At 58.9% G+C, this 20,633-nt stretch carries 12 protein-coding genes; 6 read left to right on the forward strand and 6 right to left on the reverse strand.

Annotated features, from left to right (window positions below; genetic code table 11):
- Positions 1-98 precede the first annotated feature (98 nt).
- A complete protein-coding gene (locus tag ACTJK7_RS14200) occupies positions 99-1,076 on the forward strand; it encodes a TerC family protein (protein WP_440780082.1) in 978 nt (325 codons plus the stop codon).
- Between the two features lie 42 nt (positions 1,077-1,118).
- Here ACTJK7_RS14200 and ACTJK7_RS14205 read toward each other — a convergent pair whose 3' ends face one another.
- Both ACTJK7_RS14205 and ACTJK7_RS14210 read right to left on the reverse strand, forming a co-directional pair.
- Positions 1,119-2,219, reverse strand: coding sequence for a polyamine ABC transporter substrate-binding protein (locus ACTJK7_RS14205; protein ID WP_011334637.1), 1,101 nt, complete (start codon positions 2,217-2,219; stop codon positions 1,119-1,121).
- 252 nt (positions 2,220-2,471) lie between these two features.
- Entirely contained in the window at positions 2,472-3,878 is a 1,407-nt protein-coding gene (locus ACTJK7_RS14210; protein ID WP_108562404.1) for a purine-cytosine permease family protein, read from the reverse strand.
- A 325-nt stretch (positions 3,879-4,203) separates the two neighbouring features.
- Between ACTJK7_RS14210 and ACTJK7_RS14215 the strand changes: the two genes are divergently transcribed.
- Together ACTJK7_RS14215 and ACTJK7_RS14220 are read left to right on the forward strand one after the other, a co-directional pair.
- On the forward strand, positions 4,204-4,689 hold the full coding sequence (locus ACTJK7_RS14215; protein ID WP_007950450.1) for a flavin reductase family protein: 486 nt from the start codon (positions 4,204-4,206) through the stop codon (positions 4,687-4,689).
- Between the two features lie 67 nt (positions 4,690-4,756).
- Positions 4,757-5,800 carry an LLM class flavin-dependent oxidoreductase gene (locus ACTJK7_RS14220; RefSeq protein ID WP_007950451.1) on the forward strand — a complete coding sequence of 348 codons (1,044 nt, stop codon included), beginning with the start codon at positions 4,757-4,759 and terminating at the stop codon, positions 5,798-5,800.
- 235 nt (positions 5,801-6,035) lie between these two features.
- Here ACTJK7_RS14220 and ACTJK7_RS14225 read toward each other — a convergent pair whose 3' ends face one another.
- The 4 genes from ACTJK7_RS14225 to ACTJK7_RS14240 form a co-directional block, all read right to left on the reverse strand.
- Positions 6,036-6,386: a hypothetical protein gene (locus ACTJK7_RS14225; RefSeq protein ID WP_108562406.1), complete on the reverse strand. Its 351-nt coding sequence runs from the start codon at positions 6,384-6,386 to the stop codon at positions 6,036-6,038.
- 1 nt (position 6,387) lies between these two features.
- Positions 6,388-15,162 (reverse strand): two-partner secretion domain-containing protein, encoded by an 8,775-nt coding sequence (locus ACTJK7_RS14230; RefSeq protein ID WP_108562408.1) that lies wholly within the window; start codon positions 15,160-15,162, stop codon positions 6,388-6,390.
- A gap of 25 nt (positions 15,163-15,187) precedes the next feature.
- Positions 15,188-16,894, reverse strand: a complete 1,707-nt coding sequence (locus ACTJK7_RS14235) for a ShlB/FhaC/HecB family hemolysin secretion/activation protein (RefSeq protein ID WP_108562410.1) — start codon at positions 16,892-16,894, stop codon at positions 15,188-15,190.
- Between the two features lie 236 nt (positions 16,895-17,130).
- The gene (locus ACTJK7_RS14240; protein ID WP_108562413.1) at positions 17,131-17,580 is read right to left on the reverse strand and encodes a winged helix-turn-helix transcriptional regulator; all 450 of its coding nucleotides are present in this window, start codon (positions 17,578-17,580) and stop codon (positions 17,131-17,133) included.
- 181 nt (positions 17,581-17,761) lie between these two features.
- On the opposite strand from ACTJK7_RS14240, the gene ACTJK7_RS14245 reads away from it, so the two are divergent.
- The 3 genes from ACTJK7_RS14245 to ACTJK7_RS14255 all read left to right on the forward strand — a co-directional run bounded on the left by ACTJK7_RS14245 (position 17,762) and on the right by ACTJK7_RS14255 (position 20,622).
- Positions 17,762-18,580, forward strand: coding sequence for an alpha/beta fold hydrolase (locus tag ACTJK7_RS14245; RefSeq protein WP_108562415.1), 819 nt, complete (start codon positions 17,762-17,764; stop codon positions 18,578-18,580).
- A gap of 259 nt (positions 18,581-18,839) precedes the next feature.
- Positions 18,840-20,147, forward strand: a complete 1,308-nt coding sequence (locus tag ACTJK7_RS14250; RefSeq protein ID WP_064380481.1) for a flavin-containing monooxygenase — start codon at positions 18,840-18,842, stop codon at positions 20,145-20,147.
- Positions 20,148-20,205: 58 nt separating this feature from the next.
- Positions 20,206-20,622, forward strand: a complete 417-nt coding sequence (locus tag ACTJK7_RS14255) for a RidA family protein (protein ID WP_064380484.1) — start codon at positions 20,206-20,208, stop codon at positions 20,620-20,622.
- The last annotated feature ends 11 nt before the right edge of the window (positions 20,623-20,633 follow it).

The raw sequence follows: 20,633 nt of genomic DNA on the forward strand, positions 1-20,633 counted from the left end.
CGAACAATACCCACGAAATAAACGATTTTTCTTTGCCGGAAGGCTCCTACTAGCATGGCCCCGTCTACCCCGAAAAACATAAAGACAGGGAGAACGGCATGCACCCCATCAACATCGGCGAACCCTGGATGTGGGTCGCCTTCATCGTTTTTGTCCTCGCCATGCTGGCCGTCGACCTGTTCGTCCTCGGTGGGCGCAAGGCACATCGGGTTTCGGTACGGGAAGCCTCATCCTGGGTATTTGCCTGGTGCATGCTGGCGATGGCCTTCGCCGGATTGCTCTGGTGGTATCTGAACGGCGAATTCGGTCCCGAAATCGCCAAGGTCAAGACCCTGGAATTTCTCACCGGTTACCTGATCGAGCAGTCGCTGTCGATCGACAACATGTTCGTCTTCGTGATGATCTTCAGCTACTTCGCCGTGCCCCCGGAGTTGCAGCGCCGGGTGCTGCTGTATGGCGTGCTCGGGGCGATCGTGATGCGCGCGGCGATGATTTTTGCCGGGGTATGGCTGGTGTCGCAGTTCACGTGGCTGCTGTATGTGTTCGGCGTGTTCCTGATCATCACCGGGATCAAGATGCTGGTGTTCGCCGAGCAGCAACCGGACCTCGATAACAACCCGCTCTTGCGCTGGGTGCGTGGGCATATGCGGATCACCAACAGCTTTCACGGCGAGCGCTTTTTTGTGCTGCAGAACGGTGTGCGCTGGGCCACGCCGATGTTTCTGGTGCTGGTGCTGATCGAAGCCAGCGACCTGATGTTTGCGGTCGACAGCATCCCGGCGATTTTCGCGGTGACGACTGATCCGTTCATCATTTTCACCTCGAACATTTTCGCGATCATGGGCCTGCGGGCGCTGTACTTTCTGCTGGCGGACATGGCCGACCGCTTTCATCTGCTCAAGTACGGGCTGGCGCTGGTGCTGGTGTTCATCGGCGGGAAGATGACGGTGATGCCGTGGTTTCACATGCCGGTGGAGTGGTCGCTGGCGATCGTCGGCGGGCTGATTTTGGCGTCGGTGGTGCTTAGCCTGATCCTGACAAAGGACAAGTCGGCCGAACAAAGTCAGGCGAAATAACGACCGGGGAAGCGAACGTGGTTCGCTCCCCCGGTTTTGGGCTTATTTATCCGACTTGATGCTGGTCCACACCCGGGTCCGCACCCGCTCCAGTTTCTGCGGCAACGGTTGCACCACGTACAGTTTTTTCAGCGCTTCGCTGGTCGGCGTCAGGTTCGGGTTGCCGGTAATTTCCTTGTTGATCAGCGGCAGCGAATCCTTGTTGGCATTCGGGTAACCGAGGAAGTCGCTGATCGACGCGATGACTTTCGGATCGAGCAAGGTGTTAAGGAACTCGTGAGCCTCCTCAACGTTCTTCGCGCTCTTCGGAATAGCGAAGGTGTCGAACCAGATCGGCGCGCCCTCCTTCGGCAAGCGCCAGTCGACCACCACGCCGTTGCCCGCTTCTTTGGCCCGATTGCCGAACTGGTAGAAGCTGCCGGAGTAACCGATGGCTACGCAGATGTCGCCGTTGGCGATGTCGGTCATGTATTTGGCCGAGTTGAAGTAGGTGACGTAAGGGCGAACCTTGAGCATCAGGTCCTTGGCTTTCTCATAGTCGGCAGGGTTCTGGCTGTTCGGGTCCAGGCCCAGGTAATGCAAGGCCAGCGGCAGGATTTCCGATGGCGAATCGAGCATCGCCACGCCGCAGGATTTCAGCTTTTCCATGTTCTCCGGTTTGAACACCAGGTCCCAACTGTCCACCGGTGCATTCTCGCCGAGCGCCGCCTTGACCTTGGCCGGGTTGAAGCCGATCAGCACCGTGCCGACCATGTAGGGCACGCCGTACTGGTTGCCGGGGTCGTTGGCGTCGAGCAACTTGAGCAGCGCCGGGTCCTGGTGACTCCAGTTCGGCAGCTTGGACTTGTCGAGTTTCTGGAACACGCCGGCCTTGATCTGGGTATCGAGGAACTGATTCGACGGCACCACCAGGTCATAGCCGGAGTTACCGGTCAGCAGTTTGGCTTCGAGCGATTCGTTGGTGTCGAAGGTGTCCCAGGTCACTTTGATGTTGCTTTTGGCGGCGAAATCCTTGGGCACCGACGGCAGGATGTAATCCGCCCAGTTGTACACCCGCAGTTCGCGCTGTTCGGCTTGAACTGCGCTGGCCAGCAGCGTCAGCCCGAAAACAGTGGCGCCCAGAATGCGTTTCATCGTGACCATGTTGTGTTTCCCCGAATGCAGCGTGAGTCGATGGTTTTTATGTTCTGTACACGGCAGCGGCTGTCAGGTCAGCCAAGGGCAAGGAAGATGCAGCGTCTTGTTGTAGCTTCGATTCTTGCTGACAGCGTAGTCGCCGGACAGTAGCCGGTTGGCCAAAAGGGGATCGAAATGGCCAATTTACGTGACCGCCGGGATGCGGAAACAACAATGCCCGGCGAAGTGCCGGGCATTGTTTGAACAGCTTGCGAACGCTCAGTCGGTAAAACCCAACCGCGCCGACCTGCTCTGCTGAGTCTGGTCACGGGTCGCCAGGCAGTAATACAGCGGGCACGTCACGATCAGGCCGACCAGCCACGACAGGTCCGCGCCTTCCACCAGATTGGCGTACGGCCCGACATACAACGATGTGTTGGCGAATGGCAGCTGCACAATGATGCCGATGAAGTAGGCAACGATCGCGTGCAGGTTGAAGCGCCCATAAATGCCGCCGTCGGCGCGGAAGATCGAGGCGATGTCGTAGTTGCCGCGCTTGATCAGATAGAAGTCGATCAGGTTGATCGATGCCCACGGTACCAGCACCAGCAGCAGCGCCAGAATCAGCCCGATGAACTCGGAAATGAAATCCGCCGACGCACCCAGCGCCACCACGCAACAGCCCGCCAACACTACACTCGACAAGATCACCCGTACCTTGATGCTCGGCGTCCATTGGCTGGCGAAGGTCTGGATCGAGGTAATGATCGACAGCACCGCGCCATACAGATTCAGCGCGTTGTGGCTGATGATGTTGAGCAGGAACAGCACCATCAGAATCGGCCCCAGCCAACCGGTCGACTGCTTGACCGCCGCCATCGCTTCGGTGCCTTCCGGCGTTGCCAACACCGCCACCGCGCCGAAGGTGAACGACAGAATCGTGCCCAGCGTGGCGCCCAGATAAGTCGCGATAAATGGCTTGCTGATCCCGATGTCCGCCGGCAGGTAACGGGAATAATCGGAGACGTACGGCGAAAAGCTGATCTGCCAGATGATCCCCAGCGATACCGTCGCCAGCCATCCCGAAAGATTGAAACTGCCACGGGTGAAGAAGTCCGCTGGCAACTCATGGGCAAAGATGTAGATGAACCCGGCCAGCAGCGCGCTGCCCATCACCCAGGTGCCGATGCGGTTCAGCGTGTGGATGAAGTTGTAGCCAATCACGCCAATGGCCGTGGCGCTGAGGGCGCCGATCAGAATGCTCAACGGCGCCGGCACCGACGGCGCAATGCCGACGATGGATTTGCCGGCCAGCACGATGTTGGAAATGAAGAAGCCGATATAGATGATCGCCGCGAAGAACACGATCAACAGCGCACCGTAACGCCCGAATTGACCACGACTCTGGACCATCTGCGGAATGCCCATGCGCGGGCCTTGCGCCGATGCCAGGGCGATCACCACGCCGCCGATCATGTGCCCCAGCGCAATCGCCAGCAGCCCCCAGAACAAGTCGAGATGAAATACCTGAACCACCATGGCGCCGGTAACGATAGGCAGTGGCGCAATATTGGTGCTGAACCAAAGCGTGAAAAGGTCGCGGGCCTTCCCGTGGCGTTCCGCGAGTGGGACGTAGTCGACCGTGTGATTCTCGATCAACGGATCTTGCCGGGACATCTGGGACATAAAAATGAACTCGATTGGGTCTGTTCTTATCGTTGTATGAAGCCAAACCGGGGGAGATTCGTGGCCGCCCCTCAGATGAACACCATATTATGGTATTCCAACATTTTCACAAGACTGATCCGCTGTTTGCGGCGTTAACTGATCCGGCATCCTCTCCGATATCAAGACCTTACGGCTAGACGAAAGGCCCGTAACTGTTGAGTTTCCGACGAATGCACCACGTTTATCGTTTCACCAAAAAAGCGCTTGCAATCGATGTATTACGGTATACCATCAGACCCATAAACACATAAAAACACGCTTCACCGCACTCGAGGATTGACCAATGATCGATGCTGCCGTCTACAAACAAGTCATGGGCTCGTTCCCGTCCGGCGTTACCGTCATCACCACGCTGGATGACGACGGCCAGATCGTCGGTCTGACCGCCAGCGCCTTCAGCTCGCTGTCGATGGATCCGGCGCTGGTGCTGTTCTGCCCCAACTACAGTTCCGATTCCTACCCCGTCCTGATCAAGAACAAACGCTTTGCCATTCACGTGTTGTCCGGCGGTCAGCAGAGCGAAGCCTATGCCTTCGCCCGCAAAGGCAAGGACAAGGCGCAGGGCATCGAGTGGACGCTGAGCGAACTGGGCAACCCGATCCTGGCCAACGCGACAGCTATCATCGAATGTGAGCTGTGGCGCGAATACGAAGGCGGCGACCACGCGATCATGGTCGGTGCGGTGAAAAACCTCATCGTCCCTCAGCAAGACGCCGGCCCGCTGGTGTATTGCCACGGCAAGATGGGCGCCCTGCCCGCCTTCGCCTGATCCGCGCGATTGCACTTAAACAGGCCGGCAAGCGACCGGCCGACCACAAGAGATTCGAGGTAGCGTCATGAAATTTTCCCTGTTCGTACACATGGAACGCTGGGACGAAAGCGTCAGCCACCGTCAACTGTTCGAAGACCTGACCGAACTGACGTTGATGGCCGAGGCCGGTGGTTTCAGCACCGTGTGGATCGGCGAACACCACGCGATGGAATACACCATCTCGCCGAGCCCGATGCCGCTGCTGGCCTACCTCGCGGCCAAGACCACCACCATTCACCTGGGCGCCGGCACCATCATCGCGCCGTTCTGGCACCCACTGCGGGTCGCTGGTGAATGCGCGTTGCTCGACGTGATCAGCAACGGCCGGATGGAAGTCGGTCTGGCCCGCGGCGCCTACCAGGTTGAATTCGATCGCATGGCCGGCGGCATGCCCGCCTCCAGCGGCGGTCAGGCGCTACGGGAAATGGTCCCGGTGGTCCGCGCCCTGTGGCAAGGCGACTACGCCCACAACGGCGAGATCTGGAAATTCCCCACCTCCACCAGCGTGCCGAAACCGATCCAGAAGCCCAACCCGCCAATGTGGATCGCCGCCCGCGACCCGGACTCGCACAACTTCGCCGTGGCCAACGGCTGCAACGTGATGGTCACGCCGTTGATGAAAGGCGATGAAGAAGTCCTCGATTTGAAAAACAAATTCCAGACCGCGCTGGACAACAACCCCGATGTGCCGCGTCCGCAATTGATGGTGCTGCGTCATACCCACGTGCATTCGGCGGATGACCCGGAAGGCTGGAAGGTGGGCGCGAAAGCCATCTCACGTTTCTATCGCACGTTCGACGCCTGGTTCGGCAACAAGGAAGTGCCGGTGAACGGCTTCCTCGCCCCGAGCCCGGAAGAGAAGTTTGCCGGGCGTCCGGAGTTTGAACTGGAGAGCCTGCACAAGACCGCCATGATCGGCACACCGGAAGAGATCATTCCGCGGATCAAGTACTACCAGGAACTGGGGGTGGATGAGTTCAGTTTCTGGTGCGACAACAGCTTGCCGCATGCGGAGAAGAAGAAGTCGCTGGAGCTGTTTATCAAGCATGTGGTGCCGGCGTTTCGTTAAATACGCTAAGCGACCCTGAATGTAGAAGCGCCCCGAACAGAACGTCGGGGCGCTTTTTTTCGTCTGACACATAAAAAGGGGACCGATTTATTAATCAAATAAATCTGTCCCCTTTTTCCCTTTTTTTCCCACTTTTTCTCAGACTGCGAGTCTCTGAGTAAATATTCACGCCCCTTGCTACGAGGGGGTTAAAAAAGGGGCGGATTTATTAATAGTCCAGCCCCTTTTTACACCTTCAGATGAGCTTCAATACTTTCAGGTCATGCCGAAACAACTCTGATTCACCGGCAGGCACTCCCACCAAAATATTATCAATTCCATTTTTTGCTACTTGCTCTTCAAGCAGTTGGCGCGCTCGAAAATACCATTCCTGATGCCATCCGCCAGATAAAACCAGCAAGATGACCCGCCACATGAAATTCTCTACTGGGCGCTCAAAAACGTTTTCAAATTGGTAATCGACATATCCCATTATCTGCTCATGAGGCCACCCCTTCATCACCGCATGATCACGGCACCCCTCGTAATAACACTCCAGCGCCCATGATTTAAGGACTTCGTAAGTAACGCGCTCTTCGTGCAACATCTCAGGTTCCTTTTTTCTTGGTTGGACGAATTACACCACCATTATCGAAAACATTGACAGTAATGTTTGGATATTTAGCCTTGAATAGATCAATAACATTTGAGCAACTTGCGCACGGCGGCCGCTCTGTGAGCAAGTTAATAGTCCCACTCACTGATGCGTTATCTCCCAATTGCGCGGCAATATTGTTCAAAATTTTCGCCTCCGAATCTATTGCCCTGTTGAGCATCACTGGGGGATTACTTGCGGTCGGTACAACCATGCTTGGAAACGTCTCAGAGACCTCGCCAACAAATCCTAACGCCTGCTGATCGGCTGTAGTTACACCGATACGGCTTGACGCTGCCATTGTCGGCTGAATGCCAGGGATGTCGATCTGTGCAACACCCATGTTACCGCTGGTCTTCGCACTGCCCGTTAACGTGGCACGCAGATCTGCAACCTTCTGCGTCAACACCGACTTCGTGTCAAATGACACGATTTCTTTTGCACCTGTCGCTGCCGGCCCAACAATTGCCCCAACTTGCTCAGCCGTTAGCTTAACCCCAGTTTTCGCTTCTATCTCCATCAAGCCGCGAAGATCACTTAGCTCTTTGGCTGTCAACCCTCCTGCCGCGGTCCCCAATCCGACAGGAAGTGCTTCCGACATCCCTGCCTCAGCTGTCCAGATCGCGACTTCGTTCGCGCACAGGACTGGGTTGGCTGCGCAGGAGGCTGCAGCTCTGGTGGTCAACTGTCCAAGCAAACCAATCGCTTCCGGCGCCAGAGCAATAATCCCCGCTGCAGCCAACAATTTCACTGCATTAGCCGGATCCCCTTTCGGAAGGTGGTCGAGAACAGCTCGCGTCCTGGCGTTGGTCGAGTCGGCGATATTGCTATGGAGGAATTGATCTGTAATCCCCGTTTTGTCATTTTGCCAAAGTTCGTTTAATGCAAAAGAGCCTTCATCAATCTCAGCCTTGATCTTCGCGCAATCACCGGTCGCCCAACAGTTATTGAGCCGAGCCGTGTTATCCGCATCACGCTTGGCAAACTCAGCTCGAACCGCATCACAGTTGTCTTTACATTCCTTGAGCGCCTTTTCCAGGTCTTTTACATCCTGATGACTCAAGTAGTTGTATTGAGTACCACTCTGTGCGATCGATGATCCTAGTTGCAGCTTGTCAGCATCGGCATTCGGGTCCTGCACAGCGGTCGTCAAAACTCCGATCAGTTGCGAGTTCATCAGCAACAATCGTTCTCTATCGTCCTTCGACATTCCGGAATACGCCGACGCCAGGTCGGCGACCAGCGCTTCGTTGACTCCGGCTGCCAAGGCGCCCGTTTTGAAGTCCCCACCCGAGGCCAGTGAGCTCAAGCCCCCCATCAGCGCATGCAGGCCTATCTTCTCCAGACCACCTTCCTGCAAGTGGTTACTCACCCCGATATCACCTACCAGGTTGAAGCCATAGGCGGTAAACGCATTCACCAGGCTTTTTTGCACCGCATCGTTCAAGCTGCCTTCACGGCCCAGGGCTTTGTTGAGCAATGCCGAGGTGGAATTTTGCAACAACTGGTTTTCGGTAAAGTGCGCGATACCTTGCAGGCTGCTCAAACCACCGGAATCAGCAACAACAACTTTGCCGGTATTGGCCAATGCGCCTTTGGTGGATTCCGTCAGCGCGGGCGATGTACCGGTCGTGCTGCTGGTCCAGTCATTGAAGAAACCGGTGGTCAAACCCGCGGTGCCTCCGGCCACAATGTAATTTTTCAGGTTCTCGACACTGAAGGTTTCTTTGAGCGCCGCTCCGAGATTGCCTTTGTTGTTAATGGTGCTGACGGCCGCCGTGCTGGCTGCCGAAGTGATCATGGCAGTGAGTGCCGCGTTCGCCCAACCGGCGGCCACTGCTTCGCTGGTGGCTGTCGCGGCCAAACCAGCAGACATTGCTGTGCCGGAACCAGCAGTCGCACCAGCCCCCACAAGGCCTGAAGCCGCACCGGCGGTGAAGTAGGTGACGATGATGATGACGATGATCATCGCAGGGCCACCCAACCCGGAATGGCTTTCATTCCAGCGGTCATGCAGCTCTTGGACTTGACGCCAATCCACATCATTTCGCGCTTCGGCGTCTTTCAACCAGGCCATACTCGGGTCGGCTTTAACCATCGCGTCGATTGCCTGACTGACGCTTTGCTGATTGATCTGGTTGATGTCTATGTGAAGCCCGTCAACCGCTTTAATAAGCGTCTGACCTTTGGCAATCAGTTGGCTTTGGCGCAGTGTTTCGTCAACCTGGCCTTTGCTTTCCATGCTGGTCCAGGCCGCGCTACTGCTGCTCTTGTCGTGGCTTTCCTGATGGGAATCCTTCACTGCCTCAAAGGTAATGCTGCCACCGCTGTCCAAGGTCAGGTCTTTACCACTGTTGAGCTTGGCGCCCTGATAGCGCTGATCCCCCTCACTAACCAGCGTGAGATTGCCCCCAGTCTTGATCTCGCTACCAACATGAGTGACCTGGGTAACTTCATCGCGCTGCATTTTCTTGGCGCCGAAGCCGCCCTTTTCCTTCATGTCATAGAGGGTGTAGTCCTTGTTCTGCGCGGCCAGCAGATTCAGGTCATTGCCCGCGTAGACATAGGCTTCATTACCTGCGCTGATCTTGCTTGCCACCAGGGTCGTGTCGCGACCGGAGCTGGTTTTGACATCGCCACCGGCAATGAACTCGGCAGCCTTCTGGACGGTGTGGTTGTCTTCTTCGTGAACGCGTTTCTTGCCGTCCTTGCTGTGGGTTTCGACGTTGTGTTCGTCGCCCGCAGAGGACAGGTAGATGTCGCGTTTGGCGTCGGCGGTCAGGTTGCCCTTGGCCTCGGCGGTGCTGGCCACGACGTTGAGGTCGCGGCCGGCGTCGAGCTTCAGGTTGCCGCCACTTTTCACACTGGAGCCGAGGTTCTCCACGGTGGTGGTGATGACCGAGCGATGGCCGCCATCGAACGATTCGTGCAGTTCGCTTTCGTTGCGCGTCGCCAACAGGTTGATGTCGCGAGTGGCGCTCAGGGTGGCGTCGCCGCCGCTGCTGATGGACGACGAGTTGACGAGGTCGTTGCCCGACTTGATCGTCAGCGTGTCGCGTGCGCTGATGTTGCCTCCTTCGTCCACCAGGGTGCGCATACCGTTGCCGTCACGTACGGCGACAGCGGTGCGATCGTTGACGATGTCGCCCTTGAGGCTGGTGAGGCTGACCTGATTGCCGCGAATCTCGCCGGCCAATGCGTTGCGAATGCTGTCGGAGGCCATGAGCGTGATGCGCTCGTTGGCTTCGACCAGCCCGCCCTGATAAAGACTGCCTTTGACGTCGACAGACAGATCCTTGGTCGCCTGCAACGTGCCGACGTTGACCAGATCATTCCCCGCGATCAGTTCCAGGTCGCGACCTTGAATCAGACTGCCGCCACGCACGTTGCGTGACTCGGCCTGGGCCAGATAGAGCACCGGCACCAGCACTTTCTGACCGTCGACAACGCGTTCTTCCATCCAGACGATGTCGTGGGTCAATGCCGCCACCTGCTCGGACGTCAGGCTCACGCCTACCGACAGGTTCAGCTCATTTTTGCTGGCGAGCGCGTTATCCATCAGATAACGGAACTGCTCGTAATCGTTGTTCAGGCCACCAGCGAGGAAACGCTGACCGGTCTGGGCCATCACCGCGTCGCTGATCAGTCGCGTCTCGTAGCGGCCATCGCCCAGGCGGCGAGCCGCTTCATCGGCGCTGAAACTTAGTTTGCCCAGCAGGTAATCGGAGCTCATGAACGGCGCGGATTGGGTCAGCTCCGGGTTGGTTTCGATCAGGTAACGGCTCTGCGGGTTCGAGCTCTGCACGAACATGCCGTACGGGCCTTTCGGCAGACGGAAAGTCGAGGACGCCGTCGGATCCACAGCGGCAAATGGCACGCCTTTGAAGTCGACAGGCACGAAGCTGATCTGCTTCACACCATCGGCATCCACGCGCTCGATACGCGTAACGTCTTTCGGCGCCTGGGCGCTGGCGTCAGTGCTGTGCTTGCCCAGGTTGATGTTGATGCCGCCGACCGAAGTCGTCTGATCGCTGGAGAGCTTGCCGGTCAGTTGATCGTAGGTGTTGTCGTAGAGCGTGCCGTTCTGGATGCTGTGAGCGACGTCCAGTTTGACTTTGCCACCGGCCTGGAGCACCGCCGAATAGACGTTGTTGCCGTTTTCATCCCAAGTGGTGACGTCACTCATCTGCGAAAAGCGTGAGTCGCTGGAGCGGCTGACCAGTTCGTTGAAGCGCTCCTCGTCGAAGTTGCCCGCAGCGGTTGCCGCGTTGAAGGCCGGGATGTCGATGAACTCCATCTTGTCCCAGAGGCTGTTGTCGATGTGCCCGGGAGTACCGATCTTCACCACCCGATGGCCCGAGCGCGACACGGCCCCCTGATTCAGCAGACTGTCGGCAGACACAGTCAGATCGCCGTTCGCGGCCAGCAGGCTGTAGCGGTTCTCGACGTTATTGGCATGAATGGTGAGGTTCTTGCCAGCGACAAACCGTGCGGCGCGAGAGTCCTTCAAGACCTGGTCGTTGAAATCGGTGGTGATGGTGATGGTGCCGCGCTTCCAGCCGTCACCGCCGCCGCAATGCTGACCACACACCCAGCTCAGGCTGCCGGACGACTGCCCCGAGGTCATCTCGAATTCTGCCTTGGCGTTTTCAAACGAAACGGCGTTGATGTCGATGTCACCTTCGCCTTCGAGGGTGCCCGACAGGTTGCTGAACGATGAGGCCCGACCACCGCCGACGGCGTCGAAGGTCAGCTTGCCGCGGCTGTAAATATCGCCATAGAAGTTGCTCAGGCTGTTGCCGTGCAACTCCATCGTGCCGCCGCTGAACAACAGCGTGTCAGGGCCGTTGCTGATGCCGTTGGTGGCATTGAACAGAAGGTTGCCTTGTGCGCCCAGCGTGCCTTTGTTGTCGATCCGCGCAGCGGAGACCGTGAGGTTTTGGTTGGCAATCAGTCGACCCAGGTTGTCGAGGGTGCCGCGCAGTGTCAGCTCGGTGTCGCCACCGCTGACCAGACGGCCATCCCGCTGAATCAGGTCGTTGGCGCCGATAACCAATTTCTGTTTGGCGGACACCCGTCCGCTGTTGATCAGGTTGCCACCCAGGCTCAGCGTAAGGTCACCGTCGCTGGCCAGTTCGCCGGCGTTTTCCAGGCTTGCGACATTCAGTTTGAGTGCCGAGGCACTGGCGATACGATCCCCGGCGTTGAGGGTCAACCCCTGCGTGCTGGTGTAGGTCAGGCCACCATTCAGTTGCCAGGTGCCCACGCCATTGACCGAAGCGATATCCCAAACGCCTTTGCCCAGGCCGGTGAGGCTGCCTTGAGAGCCGGTCAGGTTGCTCAGGTCCAGATCGAACAGCCCTTGAGCGGCGTGACGAACATTGCCGCTGAGGTTGTTGAGCTGGGCACCGGCAAGTTCCAGATCCTGGCTGCCGATCTCGATGACGCCGTTCTGGTTGTTCAGGTTGCCGGTCAGTTTGATCTGGCTGGAGGCGCCGCCCAGTGCGCGAATCTGCCCGCCAGCGCTGTTGTTCAGTTGGCCGCCGATCAGTTTCAGGTCCGTGCCCGACTCGATCAGTCCGCCCTGATTGAGAATCTGACTGACCGCCTCGAGGCCCAGTCGATTGCCGCTGATCTCGCCGCCCGAGTTGTCCAGGCTGGAGCCATCGAAAACGACCTGGTCTTTGCCGAAGATCTTGCCGGCGCGGTTGGTCAGACGTGTCACCGTCAACTTCAGATCGCCCAGCAGGCTGGAGATCAAACCGGCCTTGCCGTTGACTGCGCTGTTGTCGAGGTCGGCGCTGGTAATGTCGAGGGTGTCGGCCTGTAGCGTACCGCCCTGGTTCTGCAGGTTGCCGGCGCCGAGCGCGAGTTCTGCGTGGCTGCCATTGGCGAGGATTGCACCCTGTTGATTCAGCACGGTGCTGCCGACGATTTTCAGACCATCGCTGCCTGCAATGATCTGGCCCGAGTCACGGTTGTCGATCGACGTACTGGTGATGTCCAGACGCTGACCGCGCAATGTGCCGCCGCGATTGTCGAGTTCGACCAGTTGTTCGAGCAGCAGGTGTTGCTCGGCGGCGTCGACCACGCCCGTGACGTTTTTGAAGACCCCGGCGATTTTCAGCGTAATGTCACCGCCCGTGCCGACGATGCCGCCCTTGTCGCTGTTGTTCAGTTCAATCGCGTTGACTTCAATGGTTTTGCCCAGCAGGACACCGGCACGGTTGTCGACCGTGTCGCTTTCGATGTACAGGTCAGCGTCGCTCTGGATCCGGCCCTTTTGATTGAGCAGTTGCGACTGACCGGCAACGGTTTGCTTGAGAATCAGCCGAGCGCCGTCAACACCCGCCGCCAACAGACCGCCCTCGCCGTTGTCGAGGCTGGCGGCTTGCAGGTCAAGGCGATCGCCGATCACCCGCCCGCCACGGTTGTCGATGTGGCCATTGCGAGCGACCAACAGCAATTGTTGCGCAGCCACCACGCCTTTGCGGTTGTCGACACTGTCGGCGTGAATACCTACATCACCCTGGCTGGCTTGCAGTCGACCCAAGGCATTGTTCAGGTGCTTGTTCACGACCAGCGTGAGCTTGCCGGCTTCGGCGCTGATAGTGCCTTTGTCATTGCTGGTGAGATTGTCCAGCGTCGCATCGACAACACCGCCGAGCAGTTGGCCGTTGGTGTTGTCCAGATCGCGTGCGGTCAGGTTCAGGGTCGTGTTGCCCTGAATCAGGCCCTGAGTGTTGTCCAGGTCTTCGCTGGCCAGCACGCTGTCATCGGATGAAATCGTGCCTTGGGTGTTGTCGAGTTTGCCGCGACTGGTCAACCCGAGGGTTTTGCCGGTCAGGCTGGCATTGCGGTTGTCGATGCTCTGGGCAGCGACGCTCAAGCGTTTCGATGCCTGCACCTTGCCGTCGTGGTTGTCGAAATCCTGATCCAGCGTCAGGTCAACATTTCCGTTTTCGGCACTGATGACACCCTTGCTGCTGTTGTCCAGCCGAGTGCCGGTGATCCGAATCGAATCGGCGGCCAACGTACCGCCCTGATTGAGCAGCTCCGCACCCGATACGACGAGGTCGGTCTTTGCCTGGATCTTGCCTTTGCCGTTGTCCAGACGCTCGTGGGCAACGACTTTGGTGTCGCTTTGGCTGGCAGCAATCAGGCCGCCAGCGTTATCGAGCTGTCGGGTATCGATATCCAGACGTCCGGCGATGATTTTGCCGTCGTCGTTATGCAGCGCCCGCGCATTGATTTTCAGACTGCCGCCGGCGATTTCAATCCGGCCTTTGCGGTTGTCCAGATTATCAACGGAGAGCGTTGCCGCCTGGCCATCGGCGAAGCGGATCAAGCCGCTGAGGTTGACGATGGCCGGGACGTTGAAAGCAAGACTGGTTTCGCCGTAGATCCGTGCGTCAGTACCTTGGTTGACGAGGCGAGTGGCGCTCAGCGCGACGTTTTTGGCCTGAACAATACCGTTCTGGTTATCGAACAAACCTGCGGTATTGGCGCTCAGCGAGCGACTGGCCAACACACTGCCACGGTTGCTCACGGTGCCGCTGTTGAGGGTGAGATCGCCATTGCTGTTGCGGCTGTTGTCCGCATTCACCCCGGCCTCGATCACGCCGGAATTGACCAGTTTGCCGCCACTGGTCAGGCGAACGCTGTCCCTGGCGGCAAGGCTTTGCTGGTTGACCAGATCCTGTGCGGTTTGCACCGCCAGTTGCGTGCCCGCGTAAACGGACTGCTGGGCTTCGAGACCCTTGGCTTTGATGTCGACCGCATTGCTGGCCGTGACTTTGGCCAGCGTCAGTTGGCCATTGGCGTCGATCTGGATATCGCCTGCGCTCGCCGCCAGTTCGCCTGCCAGTTTTACGCCGACACCGGCCTCGGTCCCGACCAGTTTGATTGCCCCGGCGTACATCCCGCCGAGTGCCGAAGAGTCGATCGCCAGCTGCGGCTTGGCGCTGCCGTCATCGGCACGCGCGGTGGCGTTGAGCGTTTCGGCGTTTACATCGTTGCGACCGGTGGTGATGTTCAGGCGTTTGGCGTGAATCTGCGCGTTGATCTGCGCACTGCGGGTGATGATTTCGAAGCTGTCGACAGCGCTGGCGTCCAGACCTTTGCCATCGATGGAAACGCTGCCCTGATCGACTTGGAATCGATCCAGCCGACCCGCGCCATCGAGTACCGGTTTACCGGTGGTGAGGGTGACGCGTGGTGTATTGATGAAGCCGCAACCGTTACAGCTGATGCCGTACGGGTTGGCGACGATCACGCGCGCTGACTGCCCCGCCACTTCGGTATACCCGCGTAACTGGCTCGGACTGCCACCGTTGACTTCGTTGAGGATGGTTTGCGCAGCTGCTGCGCGCAGATTCGGGTTACCGAGAATGATCCCGCCCATCTGCGTCAGCTGAGTTCGACTGGTCGCGTTGTTGAGGATCAGGCCTTGGGCGTCGACGTTGTAATCGTGGAACTGGTTGTGCGACAGCCCTGCGCCGTTGGGTGTGGCGATGTTGATGATCGGCACGCCGTTGCCCGCCCGGTCGAGCATGGTGCCGGGCGCGCTGACCACAATTCCGTCTGCCTGCGCCCACATTGGCTGCCAGAACATGACGTTGGCCAGCAGGAACGCCAGTCCGCGTTTGGGCATGCCCCAGAAGTGTTCACGGTTTTTTACGGCAGCAGAAGGCTGACTGGCCAGAAAGGCCAGTTGGCGGAAGTCCATAGCAGAATCTCGGAAAGGGCAAAAACTAGAGGAAGAAATCCACGCGGAAATAGATCGGCGCTTCGCGCTCGGTCAGCACGTCAGGGCGTTCCAGGGAATGGGCAAAAGTCACACTTGCTGCCACGTGTTCGCCACGCGCAAACAGCTCCAGCGAGTTGCTCGACATGCGCCCGTGTTGCTCGCCGTTGTAACGGTCGCCACGGATCACGCCCTGGTCGTAGCCAAGGCTGGTGCCGTATTCGGCGAACACCGGGCGCAGCCATTCGGCGTTGATCGGGCGCGACCAGCGCAGGTCGTTGCGCCAATAGCCGCCGCTGTCGCCAGACAGCGATTGATCCTTGTAGCCACGAATCGAAGACGACCCGCCGAGGCTGGTGCGCTGCGGGCTGAACAGCACGTCTTCGCTGCGCTGGCCGGTCATCAGGCTGCTGAAGGTGAAGGACTCGCCCCACACTTTGAATGGCTGCAGATAGCTCAGGGTTGCGGTGTATTTGCGGTAGCGCGCGTCAGGCTCGCCGGGGCCTGGATCGTGACTGCCCTGAGCGTCGAATGCACCGATACCTTCCTGCATGCCGGCGTCGAAGTTGACGAAGGCGCTGCCGATCCGCCGCCCATGGTTGAAGCCGAACTGTGCTTCGCTGATGCGGTTGCTGCTCAGCTTGAGCTTGCTGTCTTCGATGAAGTTGTTGGTGCGCAGATACGACAGACCGGCGCTGAGGGAGGTCTTGCTCACCGAGTCGCGATGGATCACCCGCTCGGCGCGCAACTGATGGTTCTCGCTGTCGCCGGTCTGCTTGAAGTTGTAGCCGTTGGCAGCGATCTGCGAGCGGTACTCACTCTGGCTGTAGGTGTAGCTGAAGTTCCACCAGCCCCACGGCAGGTTGTAGTTGAGCATGGCGTTGTTGGAGGTGTGCTGATGATCGGTCATTGCGTCATGACCGCCGCGCAGACTCAATTGGTCGGCCAGGCCCAGCGGGCTGTCCCAGTCGAATGTCGTGCCCCACTGCTGCTCGCCGGTGCTGCGCTGGCCGTCGTTGCTGCGCGACAGCCCTGCGCGCCAGGGCTTTTGCGGAGTATTGGTGACCAGCACCTCACTGCCGCCAACGTTCTTGCCCGGCGAAAGCTCCATTTTTGCCTGATTGGACGGCAGGCGATTGAGCTGATCGACCATCTGCTCGATCTCGCGCAGGTTCACCAGCTCACCGGCCTTGCCGGGAAACGCCATCGACAACTCACGCTCAGAGAGCTTGCTGTTGTCGGCGCCTTTCAAGCCCTCGAGTTTGCCTTCGACCACCAGTACTTTCAGGTGCCCGCCGGACAGGTCCTGTTGCGGCAAGTAGGCACGACTGGTGACCAATCCCTTCTCGATGTAGTGGTCGGTGATGACTTTCAGCAACTCGTTGAGCTGTGGCACGCCCAGGCACTGGCCGATGTAGGGCTTGAGCAGGCGAGTCCTGTCACTCTGCGACAGGCTGTCGGCGCCTTTGAGCTCGATGTCGTTGATCTGAAAGCAACGCGTGTCGGTGGGGGCTTCCGGCTGAGCCGGTTTGGCCTCTTTGCCAGGTAGATCCTTGAGCTCTTCGAGCCGTCGCTGCTGCTCTTCGAGCAGACGGTTCTGGCGTTCGCGAATCAGGTCGGTTTCACCGGGGGTGGGTGCTGCAAGTGCGGTTTGGAGCGGAGAAAGGCATAGCAAAGCCAGGCACAACCTCGCCACGAGGGCGGGTGAGGACATGTTCGATCCCTCGAGACGGAAAGCGATATCAGAATAGTGGCGCCATGTTAAAGTGCCACTATTCTGACGTCAATTTAAGGATTCACCGAAATAGTGTGGCCGACGAGCGGCATCGGTGAAATCGTCCGACTCCGACAGAGATGCAGGATGTTTCGTAGATCAACCAAGGAAAAACGGTCACCAAATCAGAGAACGTTCCGAAAACGAAATATCCAACAGACCCCGGTCACTTTACCTCAGTACTCAACAGCCCGTTTCGTCGCCACATCCTCCGGTGCCAGCACTCGACCATCGGCTGACCGCAACTCAAGCTTGCGAATCGGTTGCCCCTTCTGCGCATCGACCATCACCGACCCCGCCTCGCCCGGCTCGAACATGAACTCCCCACCCCACTGCGACAACGCGACGATCACGGTTTGCAAGGCTCGGCCCTTTTCAGTCAGCACGTACTCCTTGTAGGCGCTGCCATCGGACGCCGGCGCCAGGCGCAGGATGTCACGCTCCACCAGCCCTTTGAGCCGGGTGCTCAACATGTTCTTGGCGATTTCCAGGCTCTTCTCGAAATCGCTGAAACGACTGATGCCTTCCAGCGCGTCGCGGATGATCAGCAGCGACCACCAGTCGCCGATCAGGTCGAGTGTCCGGGCGATCGGGCAGGCATTGCCCGCAAGGCTTTTGCGCTTCATTTCGGGTGTCTCCGGCAAAACGGCAGGTTCGATGCGGTTGCATCTTACAACTCATGCCGCCAAACCGTTAACGCGTGCGCCACGAAACTTAGCACCTGCGTACAAGTGGCCAATGCCCTTTGTCGCGATAGTGAACGCTGCCATCACGGCATCCACGCAGGCCCACACCCAAGGAGTTTTCATGAGCACGTTCAAGACCCAAGACGGCACCGAGATCTATTTCAAGGACTGGGGCAGCGGCAAGCCCGTGCTGTTCAGCCACGGCTGGCCGCTGGACGCCGACATGTGGGAATACCAGATGGAATACCTGAGCAGTCGTGGCTATCGCACCATCGCCTTCGACCGCCGCGGCTTCGGCCGCTCCGAGCAGCCGTGGACCGGCTACGACTACGACACCTTCGCCGATGACATCGCGCAGTTGATCGAGCACCTGGATCTGCGTGACGTGACGCTGGTCGGCTTCTCCATGGGCGGCGGCGATGTCAGCCGCTACATTGCACGCCACGGCAGCGAACGTGTTTCCGGGCTGGTGTTGCTGGGCGCAGTGACGCCGCTGTTCGGCAAGAAACCGGACTTCGCCGAGGGCGTCGACAAGTCGGTATTCGATGGGATCAAGGCGGGTCTTTTGAAGGATCGCGCGCAGTTCATCGCTGACTTCAACACGCCGTTCTATGGCCTCGATAAAGGTCAGAAGATCTCGGACGGCGTGCTGACACAAACCCTGAACATCGCCCTGCTGGCCTCGCTTAAAGGCACCGTGGATTGCGTCACCGCGTTCTCGGAAACCGACTTCCGTCCTGACATGGCGAAAATCGATGTACCGACCCTGGTGATCCATGGTGACGGCGACGTCATCGTGCCATTCGAGACCACCGGCAAACGCGCCGCCGAGCAGATCAAGGGTGCCGAGCTCAAGGTTTATGCCGGTGCGCCGCACGGGTTTGCCGTGACCCATGCGCAGCAATTGAACGAAGACCTGCTGACGTTCCTTAATCGTTGAATTCGATGTAACTCAAGCGCCATCTGAAAAGGGCCGTCGACACACCTGTCGATGGCCCTTTTTTCCATGCCCCGGATTTCGGCGAAAGGGCCAAGCCCCGTGTTTACGGGGCTTTCAGGCCTCTGCATCACGTTTTTATCTTCACATGCCAGCTTAATAATATTTTACCGATAACCACCCCCTCCCTAGTCTGATCCCAAGCACAGAGAACAGGTCGACAGCGGCCTGAATCCAACGGCCTCGTGAGAAGGGATCAGAGATGACCACTGAAATAATAAAAACAGACACGCTTGTTGTCGGCGCCGGTCAAGCGGGTGTGGCCATGAGTGAACACCTGAGCAAACTCGGTGTGCCGCACCTGGTGCTGGAGCGCAACCGCATTGCCGAACGCTGGCGCACCGGGCGCTGGGATTCGCTGGTGGCCAACGGCCCGGCGTGGCACGACCGCTTTCCGGGGATGGAATTCGATGATGTCGATCCGGACGGTTTCGCCCACAAGGAACGCGTCGCCGACTACTTCGAAGCCTATGCGAAGAAATTCAATGCGCCGATCCGCACCGGCGTCGATGTGAAAAGCGTGGTGCGCAATGTCGGGCGTCCGGGCTTCACCGTCGATACCTCCGAGGGCGTGATCGAAGCGGCCCGCGTCGTCGCCGCCACCGGCCCGTTCCAGCGTCCGGTGATCCCGGCGATTGCGCCGAAAGATGAGCGTCTGCTGCAGATCCACTCGGCCGACTATCGCAACCCGCAGCAACTGCCGGCCGGCGCAGTGCTGGTGGTCGGTGCCGGTTCGTCGGGCGTACAGATCGCCGATGAGTTGCAGCGCTCGGGCAAGCAGGTTTACCTCTCGGTCGGCGCCCACGACCGCCCTCCCCGCGCTTACCGCAACCGTGATTTCTGCTGGTGGCTGGGCGTGCTCGGCGAGTGGGATCAAGCCGCGATGAAACCCGGCCGCGAGCACGTGACCATCGCCGTCAGCGGCGCCCACGGTGGCCGCACCATCGACTTCCGTGGCCTGGCCCATCGCGGCATGACCCTGGTCGGCGTCACCGAATCGTTCAGCAACGGCGTGGTGACCTTCAAACAGGACCTGCGCGACAACCTCAAGCGCGGCGACGAGAACTACCTCGCGCTGCTGGATGCCGCCGACGCCTACATCGAACGCAACGGTCTGGATCTGCCACTGGAACCGGAAGCCCGAGAAACTTATCCGGATCCTGAATGCGTGAAAAACCCGCTGGCCGATCTCGATCTGGCCGCCGCCGGCATCACCTCGATCATCTGGGCCACCGGGTTTGCCGTGGACTATTCCTGGCTGAAAGTCGCCGCGTTCGATGACAACGGCAAGCCGCAGCATCAGCGCGGCGTGTCCAGCGAAGCGGGCGTGTATTTCCTCGGTCTGCCGTGGCAGTCGCGACGCGGTTCTTCGTTCATCTGGGGCGTGTGGCACGACGCCAAGCACGTGGCCGATCACATCGCCACCCAGCGCAAATACCTGGCCTATCGCGATGCCGAACAACGCGAAGCCGCGCTGCACAACCACGCTGTCGACACCGTCGACGCTTGATTTCCCTCTTCAATCCCGGCGTCCGTCGCGCCGGGTCCGATTTCGTCAGGAGCCGCACATGAGTCAGCCAACCCACACCCGCATCCGCATGTTCAACACCAAGGACACCTACCCGAACCAGACCCTGGACAACGACCTGTGCCAGGCCGTGCGCGCCGGCAACACCGTGTATGTGCGTGGTCAGGTCGGGACCAATTTCGAGGGCGAACTGGTCGGCCTCGGCGACCCGCGCGCGCAGACCGAACAGGCCATGCGCAACGTCAAGCAACTGCTCGAAGAGGCCGGCAGCGACCTCAGCCACATCGTCAAGACCACCACTTACCTGATCGACCCGCGCTACCGCGAGCCGGTGTATCAGGAAGTCGGCAAATGGCTGAAGGGTGTTTTTCCGATCTCCACCGGACTGGTGGTGTCGGCACTGGGCCAGCCGCAATGGCTGATGGAAATTGATGTGGTTGCGGTGATTCCCGAGTAATTCGACCTTAG

Origin of the sequence: Pseudomonas sp. 22085 (assembly GCF_052045815.1) — a bacterium.
Classification (GTDB): Bacteria; Pseudomonadota; Gammaproteobacteria; order Pseudomonadales; family Pseudomonadaceae; genus Aquipseudomonas; species Aquipseudomonas glycinae.